The organism is Croceibacterium sp. TMG7-5b_MA50, from assembly GCF_039830145.1.
Lineage (GTDB): Bacteria > Pseudomonadota > Alphaproteobacteria > Sphingomonadales > Sphingomonadaceae > Croceibacterium.
Genome location: NZ_CP156082.1, coordinates 2865373 through 2880813, shown reverse-complemented (window position 1 = coordinate 2880813; position 15441 = coordinate 2865373). Strand labels below are relative to the sequence as shown.

Annotated in this window: 11 protein-coding genes and 1 pseudogene; 6 read left to right on the top strand and 6 right to left on the bottom strand. The window is 64.0% G+C overall.

Annotated features, from left to right (window positions below; genetic code table 11):
* Positions 1-36: 36 nt before the first annotated feature.
* From V5740_RS13250 to V5740_RS13230, 5 genes and pseudogenes are all read right to left on the bottom strand, one after another.
* A pseudogene (locus V5740_RS13250) lies at positions 37-177 on the bottom strand (IS3 family transposase); the annotation flags it as partial.
* Between the two features lie 104 nt (positions 178-281).
* Positions 282-1454, bottom strand: a complete 1173-nt coding sequence (locus V5740_RS13245) for a glycosyltransferase (protein ID WP_347302943.1) — start codon at positions 1452-1454, stop codon at positions 282-284.
* The gene (locus V5740_RS13240) at positions 1435-2511 is read right to left on the bottom strand and encodes a glycosyltransferase family 4 protein (protein WP_347302942.1); all 1077 of its coding nucleotides are present in this window, start codon (positions 2509-2511) and stop codon (positions 1435-1437) included. Before V5740_RS13240 ends, V5740_RS13245 begins: the two co-directional genes overlap by 20 nt.
* Before the next feature lie 217 nt (positions 2512-2728).
* Positions 2729-4081, bottom strand: a complete 1353-nt coding sequence (locus tag V5740_RS13235) for a hypothetical protein (protein ID WP_347302941.1) — start codon at positions 4079-4081, stop codon at positions 2729-2731.
* A gap of 65 nt (positions 4082-4146) precedes the next feature.
* Positions 4147-5154: a hypothetical protein gene (locus V5740_RS13230; RefSeq protein WP_347302940.1), complete on the bottom strand. Its 1008-nt coding sequence runs from the start codon at positions 5152-5154 to the stop codon at positions 4147-4149.
* A 366-nt stretch (positions 5155-5520) separates the two neighbouring features.
* Here V5740_RS13230 and V5740_RS13225 point away from each other — a divergent pair, with 366 nt between their 5' ends.
* The 6 genes from V5740_RS13225 (at position 5521) to V5740_RS13200 (ending at position 14430) form a co-directional block, all read left to right on the top strand.
* The gene (locus V5740_RS13225) at positions 5521-7434 is read left to right on the top strand and encodes a hypothetical protein (protein WP_347302939.1); all 1914 of its coding nucleotides are present in this window, start codon (positions 5521-5523) and stop codon (positions 7432-7434) included.
* Between the two features lie 251 nt (positions 7435-7685).
* Positions 7686-9050, top strand: coding sequence for a UDP-glucose/GDP-mannose dehydrogenase family protein (locus V5740_RS13220; RefSeq protein WP_347304534.1), 1365 nt, complete (start codon positions 7686-7688; stop codon positions 9048-9050).
* Positions 9051-9159: 109 nt separating this feature from the next.
* The gene (locus V5740_RS13215) at positions 9160-10152 is read left to right on the top strand and encodes an NAD-dependent epimerase/dehydratase family protein (RefSeq protein ID WP_347302938.1); all 993 of its coding nucleotides are present in this window, start codon (positions 9160-9162) and stop codon (positions 10150-10152) included.
* A gap of 67 nt (positions 10153-10219) precedes the next feature.
* Complete coding sequence (locus V5740_RS13210; protein WP_347302937.1) at positions 10220-12358, top strand: polysaccharide biosynthesis tyrosine autokinase; 2139 nt, start codon at positions 10220-10222, stop codon at positions 12356-12358.
* Between the two features lie 73 nt (positions 12359-12431).
* A complete protein-coding gene (locus V5740_RS13205; protein WP_347302936.1) occupies positions 12432-13022 on the top strand; it encodes a polysaccharide biosynthesis/export family protein in 591 nt (196 codons plus the stop codon).
* Positions 13023-13134: 112 nt separating this feature from the next.
* A complete protein-coding gene (locus tag V5740_RS13200) occupies positions 13135-14430 on the top strand; it encodes an outer membrane beta-barrel protein (protein WP_347302935.1) in 1296 nt (431 codons plus the stop codon).
* Positions 14431-14465: 35 nt separating this feature from the next.
* Here V5740_RS13200 and V5740_RS13195 read toward each other — a convergent pair whose 3' ends face one another.
* Positions 14466-15422: a glycosyltransferase family A protein gene (locus V5740_RS13195; RefSeq protein ID WP_347302934.1), complete on the bottom strand. Its 957-nt coding sequence runs from the start codon at positions 15420-15422 to the stop codon at positions 14466-14468.
* Positions 15423-15441: the final 19 nt, after the last annotated feature.

The following is a 15441-nucleotide window of genomic DNA, read 5'->3' as shown; positions in this document are numbered from 1 at the left end:
TTTGCGGGTCGCCCAGCCCATGATCGCCAGCAGCTAGAAAAACCCGCAACGCATCGGGATGTGGGTCACGCCGGCGCAGCACACTTAATTGGGCCAATCGATCACCAGCTTGCGCAGCAGGTAAGTGTGGGCCCGGTGCCGCGGAAGGGGATCGCTGGTGCGCGGCTGCTGGTAGATCGGCGTCGGCCCTACGCAGCCTGCCCAACGACACTACGCTTCGTCGGACCCTGGGCTGCTCCGCCCGTCTCCACGATCAGCCGGATGGCGCGCAGCGCCGCCCGTTACCTCGAGAGGAGGCTTGGCCGATCGAGGGCGTGCGCAATGGTCTCCCAATAACGGGTACAGGCGCGTTCCACGCTGTATTCGGCGGCCCGGACTGGTCCTGCGGCGCGCAGCCGCTCCGCCTCGCCGGAAATCGCCTGCATCGCGTCGGCAAGTTGGTCGACAGCATTCGTGTCTGTGAGGATGCCGTAGGGTGCGATGGTTAGGCCATGGACCTCCTCCCGCGAAAGGTCCGCCAGGATTTCCGACGGGCCGGAGGCGCAGTTGGTGGCGATTGCCGGCAGGCCGAGGGCCAGTGCCTCCACCAGGCTGTTGGGGAAGCCTTCCCCATTGGATGCGCTGACGTAGAAGTCGGCATGGCGCATGGTTGAAAAAGGATTGCTGGCAAAACCGGGCAGCAGCACGCGCCCAGCCAGTCCATGTTGCTCGATCGCGGCTTCGATTGCCGCCCGCTCTGGCCCTTCACCGAAGATCACCAGCGATCCGGGCAGGCCGGAGCGGGCGAACGCATCCACCACCATGCGCACGTTCTTGCCAGGCGTCAGCCGCGAGACCGCGACGCAGAAGGGGCGCGGCACCGACAGGCCGCTTTCCTGCCGCGCCAGATGCTGCACGCGATCAGCCGGCAGCGGGTTGGCGATGACGTCCATCCGATCCCGGCGCACGCCAAAGTTCCGGACCAGATCATCGGCGATACCGCGAGACACGGCGATCACCCGCGAAGCGCGCGGATACAGGGCGGCAACCAGCCGGCGGGAGAGGTTGCCCGCCAGGGTGGGCTTGAAATGCCCGGAGGTGTTGGCCCGTTCGCTGATCACGTTGGGCAGGCCCGAACCACGGGCGACAACGGTACTGGCCAAGTTGCTGCGGGTCAGGAACGAGACGATCAGGTCCGGCTTCTGCTGGCGGACGAGCCGGCGAAGCTGCAATATGCTGCGCAGCAGCGACCGTCGCACGTCCAACTGGTGGACGGTGAGCCAGCCGGGGGGTGAGTAGGCACGCGGTTCGTCATCGAGCAGGGCCAGGGAGAAATCGACCCGATCCCGAAGCCCTTCGGAGCCTTCCAGCAAGGTCAGCAGCACCCGCTCGGCACCACCCCCCGCAAGCGAGTTGATGACGAACAGGACGCGCGGCTTAGCCACCGCCGCCATGTCAGCGCCGGATCTCTTCATAGACTTTGAGCGTCTTTTCAGCGACCAGCGGCCAGGTCATGAATTTGGACCGATCGACCCTGTAGGCATCGGGATCGGCCAGCGCGCGCTCCATCGCCCCCGCGATCTCCGCCGGATCGTCCTGGTTGAAATAGGCGCGTTCCGGCAGGCCGAAATCCCGGTTCTCGGCAATCCCGCTCAGTACGGTCGGGCAGTTCCGGCTGATCGCCTCCAGCACGGCATTGGACGCACCCTCGTGTACGGAACTGTTGATGAACAGGTCGCACGACCCATAAAGCTCTTCCAGCTGCCCACGATTGCACCGCCCCAGCAGATCGACATTGTCGCCTAGCAGGGGCTGCAACGACCGGACATATTCCTCATCCTCCAGTCCGCCTGCAAGGAGCAGGCGATGCCGCGTGTTCCCGGTTCGCTGCTGGTAAAGTCGGAACCCTTCCAGCAAGCCATGAACATTCTTCTGCATCGTCACCCGCCCGACGAAGAGGATGAACGGCCCCTTCGCCATCTGCGGCACGGTGCCGGATTGATGCGTGCTCTCACCGGCGGCCGGCACGTCGATTGCATTGCCGATCAGCCGGACATTCTTGGAGATGCCGTGCTTTGCGAGACGGCGCGAGAGCGAGGGCGCAACCGAGATGACGGCGTCTGCCGCCCGCGCCTGCATTTCCGCAGCGAAGAAGCCCGCCTTGCCGATGACACCCCATTTGGACAGGGTGTAATCGGCCGAACCGTAGCGAACCACCGTGCGCGCGCCCATCGCCTTGTACGCAAGCAGGAACAGGGAGGCACCGAGCCCCTGCATATGCACGATGTCCGGGCGCAGGCGGCGGGCGAGCTTTACAGCATGGAGGTAGTAGAACAGCTTGTCTGTCTTCAACAGCCGGCGATTTGGCGCCGGGTGAAGCTCGACCCCGCGATAAGTTTCGCGCTGCACCAGACCTTCAAGTCCGACCAGGATGACGCGGTAGCCGCGGGATGCGATCAGCGGGAAGATCATTTCCGCGTTCTTTTCCGCGCCCCCTTCCACATCGGGGATCCCACGTGCGCCCACGACCATGACCAGCGGCCTCGCAGACCCAGCCTGGCCCTGCGCAGTTGAGTCAGCCAATGTCGTCCCCTTCGTCCTTGATCCGGAACCCCCAATGTCCCGGCCGCGCAGTGAATTGCTGCAGTGCACAAAACCCTATCGGATAATGCCGGCGAACGCCAGAGCGCCCTCGCCACTTAGCCAAATCGGGACAGGATGACCGTCAGCTGCGCATCGGCCGCGGCGGTTATCCGAAGGCGGCACCGGTGAGTGGAAGCTGTGCATGCGGCCCGGCCCGGACACGCTGCCGCGTTCCCGCGATGGTCAGGCCGCCAAGCACGGCCAGCAGCATCAGACCCTCGATCATCCACATCGGCATGGTCGCCATCGCCAGCAGGATGAACCCGATAAGTGCGGCCATGATCCGCAGCCTGTTCGTACCGGGAATACGGGCAGCGAGCACGATCATCCAGCCCCACAGCAGCAGCATCGCGCCGACACCAATCACCCCTAGCTCCCACAAGGTTGAGACCAAGGTGTTATGGGCATAGAGCCGGAACCGGCCTACCCACGAATTCGGACCGAAACCCAGCAGTTGCTGCAGCTGGGTGCCGTCCGCATACGCATACAGGTACTCGCTCCAGATGTAGGCGCGGCCCGACAGTAATCGGCGCCCGTCCTCACTGAAATCTCCCGGGGGCTGGATGATCTGTCCGCCCTGATCCAAGATGACGGTCAGGTCACTGAACCGCTCCTGCCCTGCCAAAGCCACCAGCAGGCCGCAACCCGCCACCACTATCATCATCAGCCCGGCTATGAAGGGGCGCTGCGCCACCGCGAACCGGCGGGTGCCCCCGGTCGCCAACGTCACCGCCAGCAATGGCAGGGCGCCCAGGATGGATGTGCGGTAGTTCGCCAGCACGATGCCGACCGTGAACGCCACGATCAGTGGTCCCTTGATCAAGGCGTGGCATCGCGGGGCAAGGCACGTGATCGTCAGCCCGGCAACCATCATGACGGAGAATGCGCCTTCATGGTTGTAGCCACCGATGTAGCTGGTGGATCCATCAGTTTCCGCCGCCTTCGCCACCCCCAGCGCAACGGACAGCAACTGCAGGGTGAGCGGCAGCGCGAAAGGCCAGATGAGCGTTTTGAGGAACCGCTCGTCCCCCAATTCCGTGACCGCGTCGGCGGACAGAAGCAGCATCACGCCGAACAGCATGTACTTCACGAACATGTCCGCGAGGCCAGCATACTGGCTGTTCAGCACCCCGCTGATGACGATCAGCAGCAGCAGCAGGTACAGCGGGATCATCGCCGGCAGGCGCAGACGCGATGGCCGGACCAGCAGCATGCCAGTCGCGACCAGACCCACAGATATGAGCGCGTTCCATGACAGACCCGCAGGAGAGGGCCGAAAGGTGATGAAGGGGATCGCGGAGGCGGCGAAGCGCGTCGCGAACGCGGCGATCACAAAGCGGGCGGCGGCGGAGGGAGTCCTCCAGACCACAAGCGCTGTCACGCACACGAAGGCCAGCAGCACCGGCCATAGCACCAGCGCCGGCATCATGGGCGCTGCGCCAACGAACTCGTTCTCCATACCCGCGTCCTAAAGCATGGAGGCGCTGCGTGCCAGCAGCACCATGATCACGCAAACGCACGCGGTCACAGGCGCGGTTCACCCGAATGCCAGACGAACTCCACCGCAGCGTCATCCACCTTGTCCAACAGGGGCGTGCCGGGCGGAAGCGCGAGGTCGTGCGAACCGACGATGACCGTGACCGGGCCAGTCGCCTCGACCTTGAACAGCGGCGCACGGTTGTCCCCGGCAGCCCGGGCAACCAGCCGTTCGATTCGCAGGGTGCGCGGTTCCGCCTGCTTGCCGTAGATGCCGAAATGCGCCCGCCCGCCCCGGCCGCCGCGCCGGACAGGCTCCAGGCTGACCAGCGTGGCGGCCTCCCAGCTGCTCCAGAACCGGAAATTGCGCGCATTGCCTTGCGCAAGGTTGATGCCCGCGAATTGCGAGTCGGCAGCCTTCATGTCGAAACCGCCATCGGTGTTGTCGATCGCGCTGCAGTCGCGGATGACGATGCGCCGGTTCCCGCGCTCCGTGGCGAAGCCATCGCCGTTCCAGTACCGATCGTCTGCCCATTGCGAGCGGAAGCCACTCATCGAGACACGCTCGATCGTGATATCGGATGCGTCTCCCGACAGCACCATGCCGCCGGGAAGCCGCCTGCGATCCCGGATAACCGAACCGCCCGCCTGAACGTCGCGCACCAGCACCCGGGCGCTGGTGCCACGGATGCGAATGCACCCGCGACCGCATCGTGCGGCCACCCGCTCTATCATTGCGTCTTCCAAGCTACCCTGGGGCGAGCAATCCAGCAGCCATTCCGGCGACGCGGCGGTCACAAGATCGTGCAACCTCACGCCCCTTACCGGATCACCCTTGCGAATGCGGAAAGCCGTGTCGGTGCCGGCGTCCACCGCGCCGCTTTTCAGGGCCCCGGACAAGAGCGTTCCCGCACCGGCCCCACCATTACCGCGTTGGGCAATCGGCTGCTCGGGCGCGGGCGGCCGAGGTATATCGGGCTCCGCCCGGGCGCAGCACGCCACCGGCGCCATCGCAAGCAGGCCCAGCGCCCGGCGACGCGGCATCGAGATCGTCATGCTGACATCCATAAAGCCATACCGACTGACTTTGACCATCGTGCATTCGCAACCAGCCTGAGCGCCGCGCGAGCGGATCGGTCAAGAAACCATTTTCCTACATCGGAACCTGTCTTTAGCTGCTTGCGGGCCATTAGTTGAAGAGGCCCAATGCGAGACTTCGAGGCACCGCCTGACCGGTTCCGTCGGCGGCGACGACACCCGACCTGATCACCCCGACAGTCGCAGCCCAACGAACCGCAACCTCCGACGAAGGGCAAGACCCCGCGGCCGCGACCCGCCTGCCAATCGGCAGTGCAAGCCGGGCGCATCGCACCACGTCCGCGGCTCCACCCCAAGTGCAGCAAGCAGAGGATAGAACTCGCCATGGCTTTCAACTCGAACATACCCGTTTCCGACATTCTGGAGACCTTCGACGGACGGATCACTCTTGCAGAGCAAGGTCGCAAGCTGAGCGAGGACGCATTCGACGGCCTGCTTGACGCTACCTCCATCGCTAGCGCCAAGGTCAGCTTCAAGGCCGATGCCTACAAGCTGGGCCTGTTCACGCCGAGGCCGTGGGTACAGCCCACGCACCTGTCCTACCTGGACGCGGTGCCATCGATCGACCTGATCCTGCCGGCACCCGTTGGCCCGAACATCAACCCGTCCAGCAAGGCCTGGCTGGAGCCGTCAGCCCCGGTCGGATTCACCTCCTCGCAGAACAACCGCATCCGTGGCGTATACCTCGTCGCCAAGACCAGCAACGACCTTTCGGGCATGACGATGACCGACATTGAAATGGACCGGTGCGGGTTGGCCCTGCGGTGGGATCGCAACACGACCACCAACACCACCATCAACGGGGCCACCTTTGAACGGATGCGCGCGACCCAAGCGGGTGCCGGGTCGGACGGCTACGGCATGTTCAAGTTCAGGGGAGCGTTGAGCAACCTGACATTCCGCGACCTGTATTGGTGCGGCTCGCCATACTACGTCTACAAGGACGTTGAAGCGATGATCAACCTCCACGGCAAGCTGTGGGAGAACCCCATCTATGCGGGCACCGGCTTCCTGATCGAGCGGTGCTATGGCTTCCATGGATACAGCGAAGCCGGCGCGGTCGGCAACATGGATGGTCTCAGCATCGAGGGCGGGTATGCGGACGGCGAGATCCGCGACTGCTACTTTGCCCACTTCTCCGATACGGGCGTGGACCTGAAGGGTGGCAATTGGCGGATGCACAACGTCATCTGCCAGGATGCGCGCCAGAACTTCAAGATCTGGGGCGGCTCCACCCGGCACGGGCGGATCATCTCGATCAATCCGCGCACGGCCCACATGATCGTCAAGATCGACAGCGCGACCGAAGGCCCCAGCATCTTCGAGACGTTCGAGTGCTATGGCGCCCCCGACAAGCCGATCTTCCTGTTCGAGGATTTCGTGGGCGAAGTGCGGCTGACGAACATGGCCGCCTATCAGCCGGGCCAGGTGCTGGCGCGCTGCAACAGCGCGGCGATCGGCAGCCGCGTTGTGCTGCCCGACGGCCGCACGATCACCTTGAGCAATTCCGACCCGATCCTGGTGTCGGACGCAGTTTCGGCGCCCCTTCCCACCCCGGCCCCGGCGCCAACGCCTGCACCGATCCCCGAGTCGGCGCCGACACCGACGCCGACGCCTGTTCCTGCCCCGACTCCGACTCCAACGCCAACGCCAACGCCAACGCCGGCGCCGGCGCCCATTCCCGAGTCGACGCCGAGCGTGTCCCCGGTCGGGTTCGCGGTGAGCGCGAACGAGTTCGAAGCATGGGCCCCTACCCGCCTGACTATCGAAGCCAATGTGGCCGCCAACCCCGCTACCGGGGCTGTGACTGCGGACCGCGTTCGTGAAACGGCGACAACAGGTGCCCGCAACCTCGTCATGCCCAGCGGAGGTCAGTTGGCGGCGGGCACAGCCTACCGCTTCCAGGTCGACGTGAAGCCTGACGGGCGGAACCATGCACAGCTCTGGCTGCCCAGCGCGCTTGGAGGGACAACGTCAGCCAAATGGGCCAATTTCGAATTGGTAGGGGCTGGAGCAGTGAGCCGAATGGCGAACGACGAGGTGGCGAACTTCGCTTCCATCGTGCCCCTGAACGACGGGTGGTACCGCATCGCGATCACCACGCCGGTTACCGCGTCGGTGGCAGCGCAGTTCTGCGTCAACCCATTAAGCACGGCAAGCGCCGGCCGGGGCGCTTCGTATGTCGGCGATCCCTCGCTTGGGCTGCTGCTGGCGAACGCGTCGATTACGGCGGGCTGATGGTCCCTCGGGCGATCGCCGCATCTAGTGGCACGCACGCGCTGACGATAACCTGCGCAGGCACCCAACCGATCACGGTTCCGTAAACCGGAACGTGAGCAAGCGACGTTGACCCAGCCGACGGGTCAACGGCGCCTTGTCAATCGCCAAGTGTCCGCCATCCCACATCGGGATGGCTCTCGAGCAAGCCAATTGACGTCGCATCGGATTTGCTGCACCTGCTAAGTAGCTTTTGGCGGCGAGGAAAATACATGCGTATTACGATGATCGGCACAGGGTATGTCGGCCTGGTTTCCGGTGCATGCTTTTCTGACTTCGGTCATGAAGTTGTCTGCGTCGACAAGGATGCCCGCAAGATCGAGCTGCTGCACCAGAACGTGATGCCGATCTACGAACCAGGTCTGGCCGATCTGGTAAGCAGCAATGTGCGCGCCGGCCGCCTGTCCTTCACCACCGATGTGGCGGCGGGCGTGAAGGATGCGGATGCCGTGTTCATCGCGGTGGGCACTCCCTCCCGCCGGGGCGATGGCCATGCGGACCTGTCCTACGTGTTCGCTGCGGCCCGCGAGATCGCGGAAAACATCACCAAGCCATGCGTGATCGTCACCAAGTCGACCGTGCCGGTGGGCACCGGTGACGAGGTCGAGCGCATCATGGCCGAGGTCGCTCCGAATGCGGGTGTCATGGTGGCGTCAAACCCGGAATTCTTGCGTGAAGGTGCCGCAATCGAGGATTTTAAGCGGCCCGACCGGGTCGTGGTCGGGACCGACGATCCCGAGGCGCGGCAGGTTATGGGTGAAATCTACCGCCCGTTGTCGTTGAACAAGGCTGCGCCGCTGCTCTTCACCGGACGGCGCACGGCGGAGCTCATCAAGTATGCCGCGAACGCCTTCCTGGCGGTAAAGATCACCTTCATCAATGAGATCGCGGATCTGTGCGAACAGGTCGGCGCAGATGTGCAGGAGGTTTCGCGGGGCATTGGGCTCGACAATCGTATCGGGCCCAAGTTCCTGCATGCTGGTCCGGGTTACGGCGGTTCGTGCTTCCCGAAGGACACGTTGGCCCTGCTCAAGACGGCTGACGACAACGACACGCCGCTGCGCATCGTCGAAGCGACCGTGCAGGTAAACGATAGCCGCAAGCGCGCCATGGGGCGCAAGGTCATCAAGGCCTGTGGCGGCGACGTACGCGGCAAGACGGTGGCCATCCTGGGCCTGACGTTCAAGCCCAACACCGATGACATGCGCGACGCGCCGAGCATCGCCATTATCCAAGCACTGCAGGACGGCGGGGCCAAGGTTCGTGCCTACGATCCGGAAGGTGTCGAGCAGGCCAAGCCGATGCTGCAGAATGTCGAGTTTTCCGCCAACCCTTATGAAGCGGCGGCGGATGCCGATGCAGTGGTGCTCGTAACGGAGTGGGACGAGTTCCGGGCACTGGATCTGAAGCGCATCAAGGAGGGGCTGAAGCAGCCGCTGCTGATCGATCTGCGCAACGTCTACCCGGCCGAAGAGGTCGAGCGGGCTGGCCTGCGGGGCATCGGCATCGGCCGGATCGAGCCGGGCGCCCGGACCGATGTGCTGCCGGAAGCAAAGCACGGGCTGGAAAACGCCTGACCGGGTAGGCCACGAGCCGGCGGGCCACCGGCCGGCTCGTGCCGATCCAGTGCAGGCTGGTGGAACTGTCCGTGACTCTTGGCGGATTGGCAAAAGGATGTAACCGCTGATGAGTACCGAACCTGTTCTGGTGACGGGCGCTGCCGGCTTCGTCGGCCACGCGACAGCGCACCGGTTGCTTGACCGTGGCGAGCGGGTCATCGGCCTGGACATCGTGAACGATTATTACGACCCCGCTTTGAAAGAGGCGCGGCTGAAGACCTTCGCCGGGCGTAACAGCTTCGACTTCCGCCGGATGGATGTTGCGAACGGGGAGGAAGTGGCACGCTTGATCGCCGATAACGGCATCAAGCGTGTGGTGCATCTCGCCGCGCAGGCGGGCGTGCGCTACAGCATCGAGAACCCGTTCGCTTACGAGCGATCAAACCTCGCCGGTCATCTGGCGGTTATGGAGGCGTGCCGGCACGCGCCCGGTTTTGTGCACCTGGTCTATGCCTCCTCCAGCTCGGTCTACGGCAACAAGCCGCTCGGGGGCGCAGGCTTCAAGGAGGATGAGCCTGCCACGAGCCCGGTTTCGCTTTATGCTGCGACCAAGCGCAGTTGCGAGCTGATGAGCGAGGCATATGCCAACCTGTACGGCTTCCCGCAGACGGGGCTTCGGTTCTTCACCGTTTATGGCCCGTGGGGACGGCCCGACATGGCCTATTTCAGCTTCACGCAGAAGATCCTTCGGGGCGAGGCAATCGAAGTCTATGGTGAGGGCCGCATGGCGCGGGATTTTACCTATATTGATGACATTGTGGACGGCATTGTCGGTGCGCTCGATAATCCGCCGGAGAATGGGCAGCATCGCATCCTCAACATCGGTGACAGCCACCCTGTCGGACTGATGGAGATGATCGAAGCGCTGGAGACAGCGATCGGCCGCAAGGCTGAAAAGATCATGCGCCCTATGCAGCCGGGCGACGTAACCGCCACCTACGCGGACGTGTCGCGACTGGCGGAACTGACCGGCTACAAGCCCAAAGTCATGCTAGCCGAAGGCCTGCAGAAGTTTGCCGACTGGTACATGGGGCATTATCAAGCCACAGCAGATGCGTGAATCGCTTGATTGACATGACGCACCGTAAGAAAATCCAAATACAACCCGTCGCGGCAAGGTGTATACCATGGAAATGAATGCCCAACCCGCGTATGGCAGTTACCCACCTGCGGTGCAGGAAGAGCGGGGCCTAATCGACCTTGGCGAGATCGCCGCCGTGTTGCGCAGGCGCCTTTGGCCGATCCTGGCCGCCATGGCAGTAGTGATTGCCCTTGCCGCAGCCGCCTACCTGCTGTCGGATCGTGTGTACTCTGCGACCGGGCGAGTCGGGGTCGACCGCCAGGTGCAAGAAGTGGTGGCGGTGAACGAGACGCGTCCGCTTGTCGTGGACTCGGCCACCGTTGACACCGAAGTGCAGGTGATCACGTCCCCCGACGTGGCAGCCGCCGTTGTCGACCAGTTGCAGCTTGCCCGACGGGCTGGCTTCGGGTTCGCCGAAGGCGCAACCGCTCCGTCGGCTGAGGCGGCCCGGTCTCGTGCGATCAACGTGGTCCGCAACAGCCTGTCAGTTCAGCGCCAGGGCGTGTCCTATGCCATCATAATCTCCTACAGCAACGCAGACCCTGAACTGGCTGCCGCGATCGTCAATGCAACGATCGATTCGTATATCAACGGCACCCGTACGGCTCGGTCCCGCAGCCGCGAGCGCGAGACGGAACTGCTGCGCCAGCGACTGGAACAGATGCGGGGCGACGTCCTTGCTGCCGAATCTGCTGTTGCCGATTACCGCGCCCGCACGAACATGGCCGACATCACCGGGGACGGTACCGCCTCGCGCGAGGCAATCTCCTCGCTCAATTCGCAACTGGCCTCCGCCCGTGCTGAACAGGCAGCCGCCGATGCACGTGCGGCCGCAAGCGCACGCGGTACTGCCGGAAGTTCTACCGCCGATTCCAGCATCGTGACCGAACTTCGCGGCGAGCAGGCCCGGCTCAACGCCGAACTGCGGGAGCAGAGCACGCAACTTGGCGAGCGCCACCCGCGCATCGTCGCGGCCCGGCAGCGTCTCGCCGAGGTGAACGAGGCCATCGCGGCCGAGGTCAGCCGTGCCCGAGCCACTGATACCAGCGCAGCCGCTGCTGCACGCCAGAGGGCGCAGTCGCTGCAGCAATCCATCAACAATGCCCAATCCGCGCTGCTGTCGGCGAACAATGCATCCGTGCGCTTGAACGAGTTGCTGCGTGATGCCGAAAGCTCCCGTTCACTGTACCAGGCACTCTTGGACCGGTACCGGGAAAACGTCGCGGCAACCGGGACCGAGCAGAGCAACGCCTACGTGATCGCCCTTGCATCGGTGCCAGGACTGCCGACTTCCCCCAGCCTGCCGGCCTTCGCCGTGGGTGCCATCATAGGCGGCCTCATCGCTGGCGCCCTGGCGGCCATGCTGCTGGAGATGAAGGATCGCGGCTATCGCAGCCGATCGGAGCTGGAGCGTGGGCTCAACATCCAGGCACTAAGCTCGCTGCCGAACCTCAACACCGTCAAGGGCGTCACACTTTCCGACAAGAGCCCGCGCGGGCCATCCGACTACCTGCTTGCCAATGAAGACTCGCTGTACGCAGAATCGGTCCGTTCCATTCTGACGGCATTGAAAGTCGGCCAGGTGAATCCGGCTGTCCGGTCGCTGGCGATAACCTCGGGCTTGCCCGGTGAAGGCAAGACGACCCTGTCGGTCAGCCTTGCCCGTGCCGCCGCCCGCCAGGGTACACGGGTGGCGTTGGTCGATTGCGACATTCGCCGTCGCGCCGCCACCCGCAGCCTGATCGCCGGCGAGCCCACCGGCCTGCTTGACGTGTTGAAGGACAAGGCGCCGCTCGATGCCGCACTGCTGCAGGACGAGGCCAGCGGCGCATTCCTGCTGGGCCAAGGGCCGACGACTGCCTCCGACTACAGCCTGCTCGCTTCCGAAAAGATGGAGAACCTTGTCCGGCAACTCGAAGGTCTCTTCGATCTGGTAATCCTCGATTGCGCGCCGGTTCTCCCGGTGGCTGAGGCCCGGGCCGTCGCCGCGATGGCAAATGGCACCCTGCTCGCCATGAAGTGGCTCAAGACCCCTGCTCATGTGGGCAAGCTGGCCATTCAGGAGCTGGATCGGGCGGGGGCGACAATCGTGGGTGCCGCGCTTACGCTCGTCAACATGCGCGCTTCCGCCAGTTTTGGGACCGACGGATATTACTACAAGGCCTATGAGGCTGTGTCGGCGTAACGACTGATGGTGATGGTGTTGCATGTGGTCCGATCGGCAGCACGGCGCCTTGTTGGGAGCGAAGTGAAAAATCATGGCTGACTTGCTGCGCACTGTTCGCACACTGTTACTGGTCCTGGTTCTTGGCGGGGCCTGTGCCATCACGGCCGGCTGTGCCGGTCGGAGCGCGCCTCCGATCACATCCGCCGCCGCGGCACAGTCCGCCTCTGCCTACCGGCTTGGTCTGGGGGACAAGGTCCGGATCAATGTGTTCGGACAGCCCGAACTGAGCGGCGAATACCAAATCACAGGATCAGGAACGGTCAGCATGCCGCTGATCGGCGCCGTTTCCGCCGTTGGGCTGACGGCCGAGGAACTGGAAGCCCAGCTGACGCAGCAGTTCGCCGCCGGTTACCTGCAAAACCCCAGCATCGTTGTCGAGGTGTTCGACTTCCGGCCCTACTTCGTACTGGGTGAAGTGGAACGCCCCGGCAGCTACCCGGCCCGCGAAGGTGTCACCCTGCTGGGGGCCATCGCCACGGCCGGCGGCTACACATATCGCGCAAATCAGAGCCGCGTGTTCATCCAGCGTGCGGGCGATGATACCGAATATGAAGCGGATCCGCGCTTGCCACTGACCATCAATCCCGGCGACGTGATCCGTGTGGGCGAGCGTTATTTCTGATTGCCGGGGCGCACGACGCCACGTGATTGTCAGATACATGCAGGAGGGGGGAAGCTCGATGGCAAGGCCGATGGTCTACGCTTTGATGACGTGCTTGCTGGCATGTAGCACCATGGCGGCAGCGCAGGACGGTTCGACGCCGCAGGCTCCCCGGCCAGAGCCCCTCAGGCTGCCCCCTCCAGGTCTGCCGGCCGCAGTCGAGCGCGACAACGCCCTGTCACCCGTGGTCCCGCGCAGCAGAGGCACGCGAGGCGTAACGGTCACGGGGCGCAATCGCCCTGCCTACGATCCTCTGGGCGTGCTTGCCGGGGGCTTCAGGATAGACGCCGCGGCAAATCTGCAGGCCGGGTTCGACTCCAATGTCTACCGCGCGGAAGAAGGAACCTCCGACGCGTTCGCCTCCGCCGAGGCGAACGTGGGGGCGCGATCGCAATGGTCGCGGCACAGCCTTAGTGCAGAGGCGAGCGTCAGCCAGGTCCTCTACGCAAGCGAGAGCGTGCGCGACTTCACCGCGTACGATCTTGGTCTGACTGGGCGGTATGATCTTGCCCGTGCAACCGATCTGACTGTCGGCTTGTCGCAGGAACGAAGCGCGATCGATCAATTCTCTGCCAGCGAGATCGCGATCGTACTGCAGCCTGTGGCTTCCGATCGCACCACGGCGACCCTGCGCGCATCAACCACTATGGGCAGGTGGTTCCTGTCCGCAAACGGTGCCTTCGTAAAGTTCAACCTGGAGGACAGCGCAACACTGAACGGGGTGGAGCAGTCACTCCGGGATCGGGACTACGAAAGCTACACGGCGGGCGCGCAGATCGGCTACAACACCCCGTCGGGCGCGCGCATCTTTGTGTCGGGTACCCACGAATGGCGGCGGCATGCGGTGCCATCTATCCCCGGCCGGGATGTCGATACGCTGGAATTGCTTGCGGGTGTCGAAAGCGAGATCACGCCATTGCTGCTGGGCCGGCTATCGGCCGGTTACATCCAGGCAAGCTTCAGCGACCCGAGCGTGGACAATCGTGGCGCACTGGCCATCGATACCCGGCTCGACTATCTGATCACACAACTGACCACCATCAACCTGCGGGCACGGCGAACCGTCCGGCAGCTCGCGCTGGTGAATTCGCCCGGCGCGCTGGCGACCCAGTTTCGCCTCGGCGCCGACCATGAATTGCTGCGGAATCTGATCCTGTCCGCTGGCGCGTTCTACGAGAAGGCGGACTATTTCGAACGGGACAACGATGCCAGGGTTCTGGGCGCGGAGTTTGCCACGCGCTGGCTCATCAATCGCCGCTTCCAGGCGACTGCCTCGGCGAATTACCGTACGCGAGACAGCGACGCTTTTGGCCCGGGTGCCAATTACGACTCCCTGATTGCCACTGTGGGGCTCACCGCGTCCCTTTGACGTTCACCGATGCCCACAGTTGGCATGGGTGAATGTCACGCTGTTCTGTGGACCGGAGCGGCTGGGCGGAGCAGTCGATGCACCCGACCCAATATCGGCCGTCCGATCCGCAAGGCCATGATCCCCAGCGCGTGCGGCAATCCTTCAGGATAGGACAGCGCGCGGAAGAAGCTGGTGTCCACTGCCCTTCCAGCCTGGGACGCATATCGTGCGTAAATCAGGATCTCCTGATTGGACAGGCGCCGCAGCAGCTGACGGGTAACTGCCGGCATTACCGGCATCATCGCCCGAATCGTCTGCACCACGATCGGCAGGTCCGTATGCCCGGTGCCGGTCGAAACCCGATTGACCGTGTCCTGCCGGAACACGGCATTCGCATTGCTCACGTGGGCCAGCGGAGCGATCGCCGCGGCGCGCAGCCACAAATCCTTATCCCCGCCACGGCGCGCCCGCCCGGCGGGGAACAACCCCGCTTTCAGCAGGACATCACGGCGAAAGGCACTGGCTCCCGTCCAGATCGGGCAACGCCTGGTGCGCAGCCAAGCGCGTAACAATCCGTCCAGATCGACTTTGCCGCCATGCTGCAGGTCCGGTGCAGCGCGGTTCAGCCTGTCGCCGTCGCCGCCGCTGATGACGTACCGGCTGAACACGCCCCCGACGTCCTCGCCATGGGGCGCACACGCTGCCGCCATGTCGGCCAGGTGCCGGGGCTTCCAGCAATCGTCAGCGTCCAGGAAGGCGATCCACTCCCCGTTGGCCGTCTCGATCCCCAGATTGCGAGCCGCATAGCCGCCGGGCCCCGGCGGAGAGCGTTGCAGCACGATAATCCGCGGATCTGCAAACGCACGTACAATATCCAAACCGCCATCTGTCGATCCGTCATCCACCACGATGACTTCACGGGGGGGCAGTGTCTGGTTCAAGACACTGTGGATCGCTTCCTGGACATGCGGCTTTTTATTGAAAAGCGGAATTACGACCGAGATGTCCATTATGGCCTCACTATGATTC

Bases quoted from the DNA above. Each gene is read 5' to 3' on its own strand.
- V5740_RS13235 (WP_347302941.1), bottom strand. From the start codon at position 4,081: ATGGAGAACGAGTTCGTTGGCGCAGCGCCCATGATGCCGGCGCTGGTG.
- V5740_RS13195 (WP_347302934.1), bottom strand. From the start codon at position 15,422: ATGGACATCTCGGTCGTAATTCCGCTTTTCAATAAAAAGCCGCATGTC.
- V5740_RS13215 (WP_347302938.1), top strand. From the start codon at position 9,160: ATGAGTACCGAACCTGTTCTGGTGACGGGCGCTGCCGGCTTCGTCGGC.
- V5740_RS13225 (WP_347302939.1), top strand. From the start codon at position 5,521: ATGGCTTTCAACTCGAACATACCCGTTTCCGACATTCTGGAGACCTTC.
- V5740_RS13220 (WP_347304534.1), top strand. From the start codon at position 7,686: ATGCGTATTACGATGATCGGCACAGGGTATGTCGGCCTGGTTTCCGGT.
- V5740_RS13205 (WP_347302936.1), top strand. From the start codon at position 12,432: ATGGCTGACTTGCTGCGCACTGTTCGCACACTGTTACTGGTCCTGGTT.
- V5740_RS13245 (WP_347302943.1), bottom strand. From the start codon at position 1,454: ATGAAGAGATCCGGCGCTGACATGGCGGCGGTGGCTAAGCCGCGCGTC.
- V5740_RS13230 (WP_347302940.1), bottom strand. From the start codon at position 5,154: ATGACGATCTCGATGCCGCGTCGCCGGGCGCTGGGCCTGCTTGCGATG.
- V5740_RS13210 (WP_347302937.1), top strand. From the start codon at position 10,220: ATGGAAATGAATGCCCAACCCGCGTATGGCAGTTACCCACCTGCGGTG.
- V5740_RS13200 (WP_347302935.1), top strand. From the start codon at position 13,135: ATGGCGGCAGCGCAGGACGGTTCGACGCCGCAGGCTCCCCGGCCAGAG.
- V5740_RS13240 (WP_347302942.1), bottom strand. From the start codon at position 2,511: ATGGTCGTGGGCGCACGTGGGATCCCCGATGTGGAAGGGGGCGCGGAA.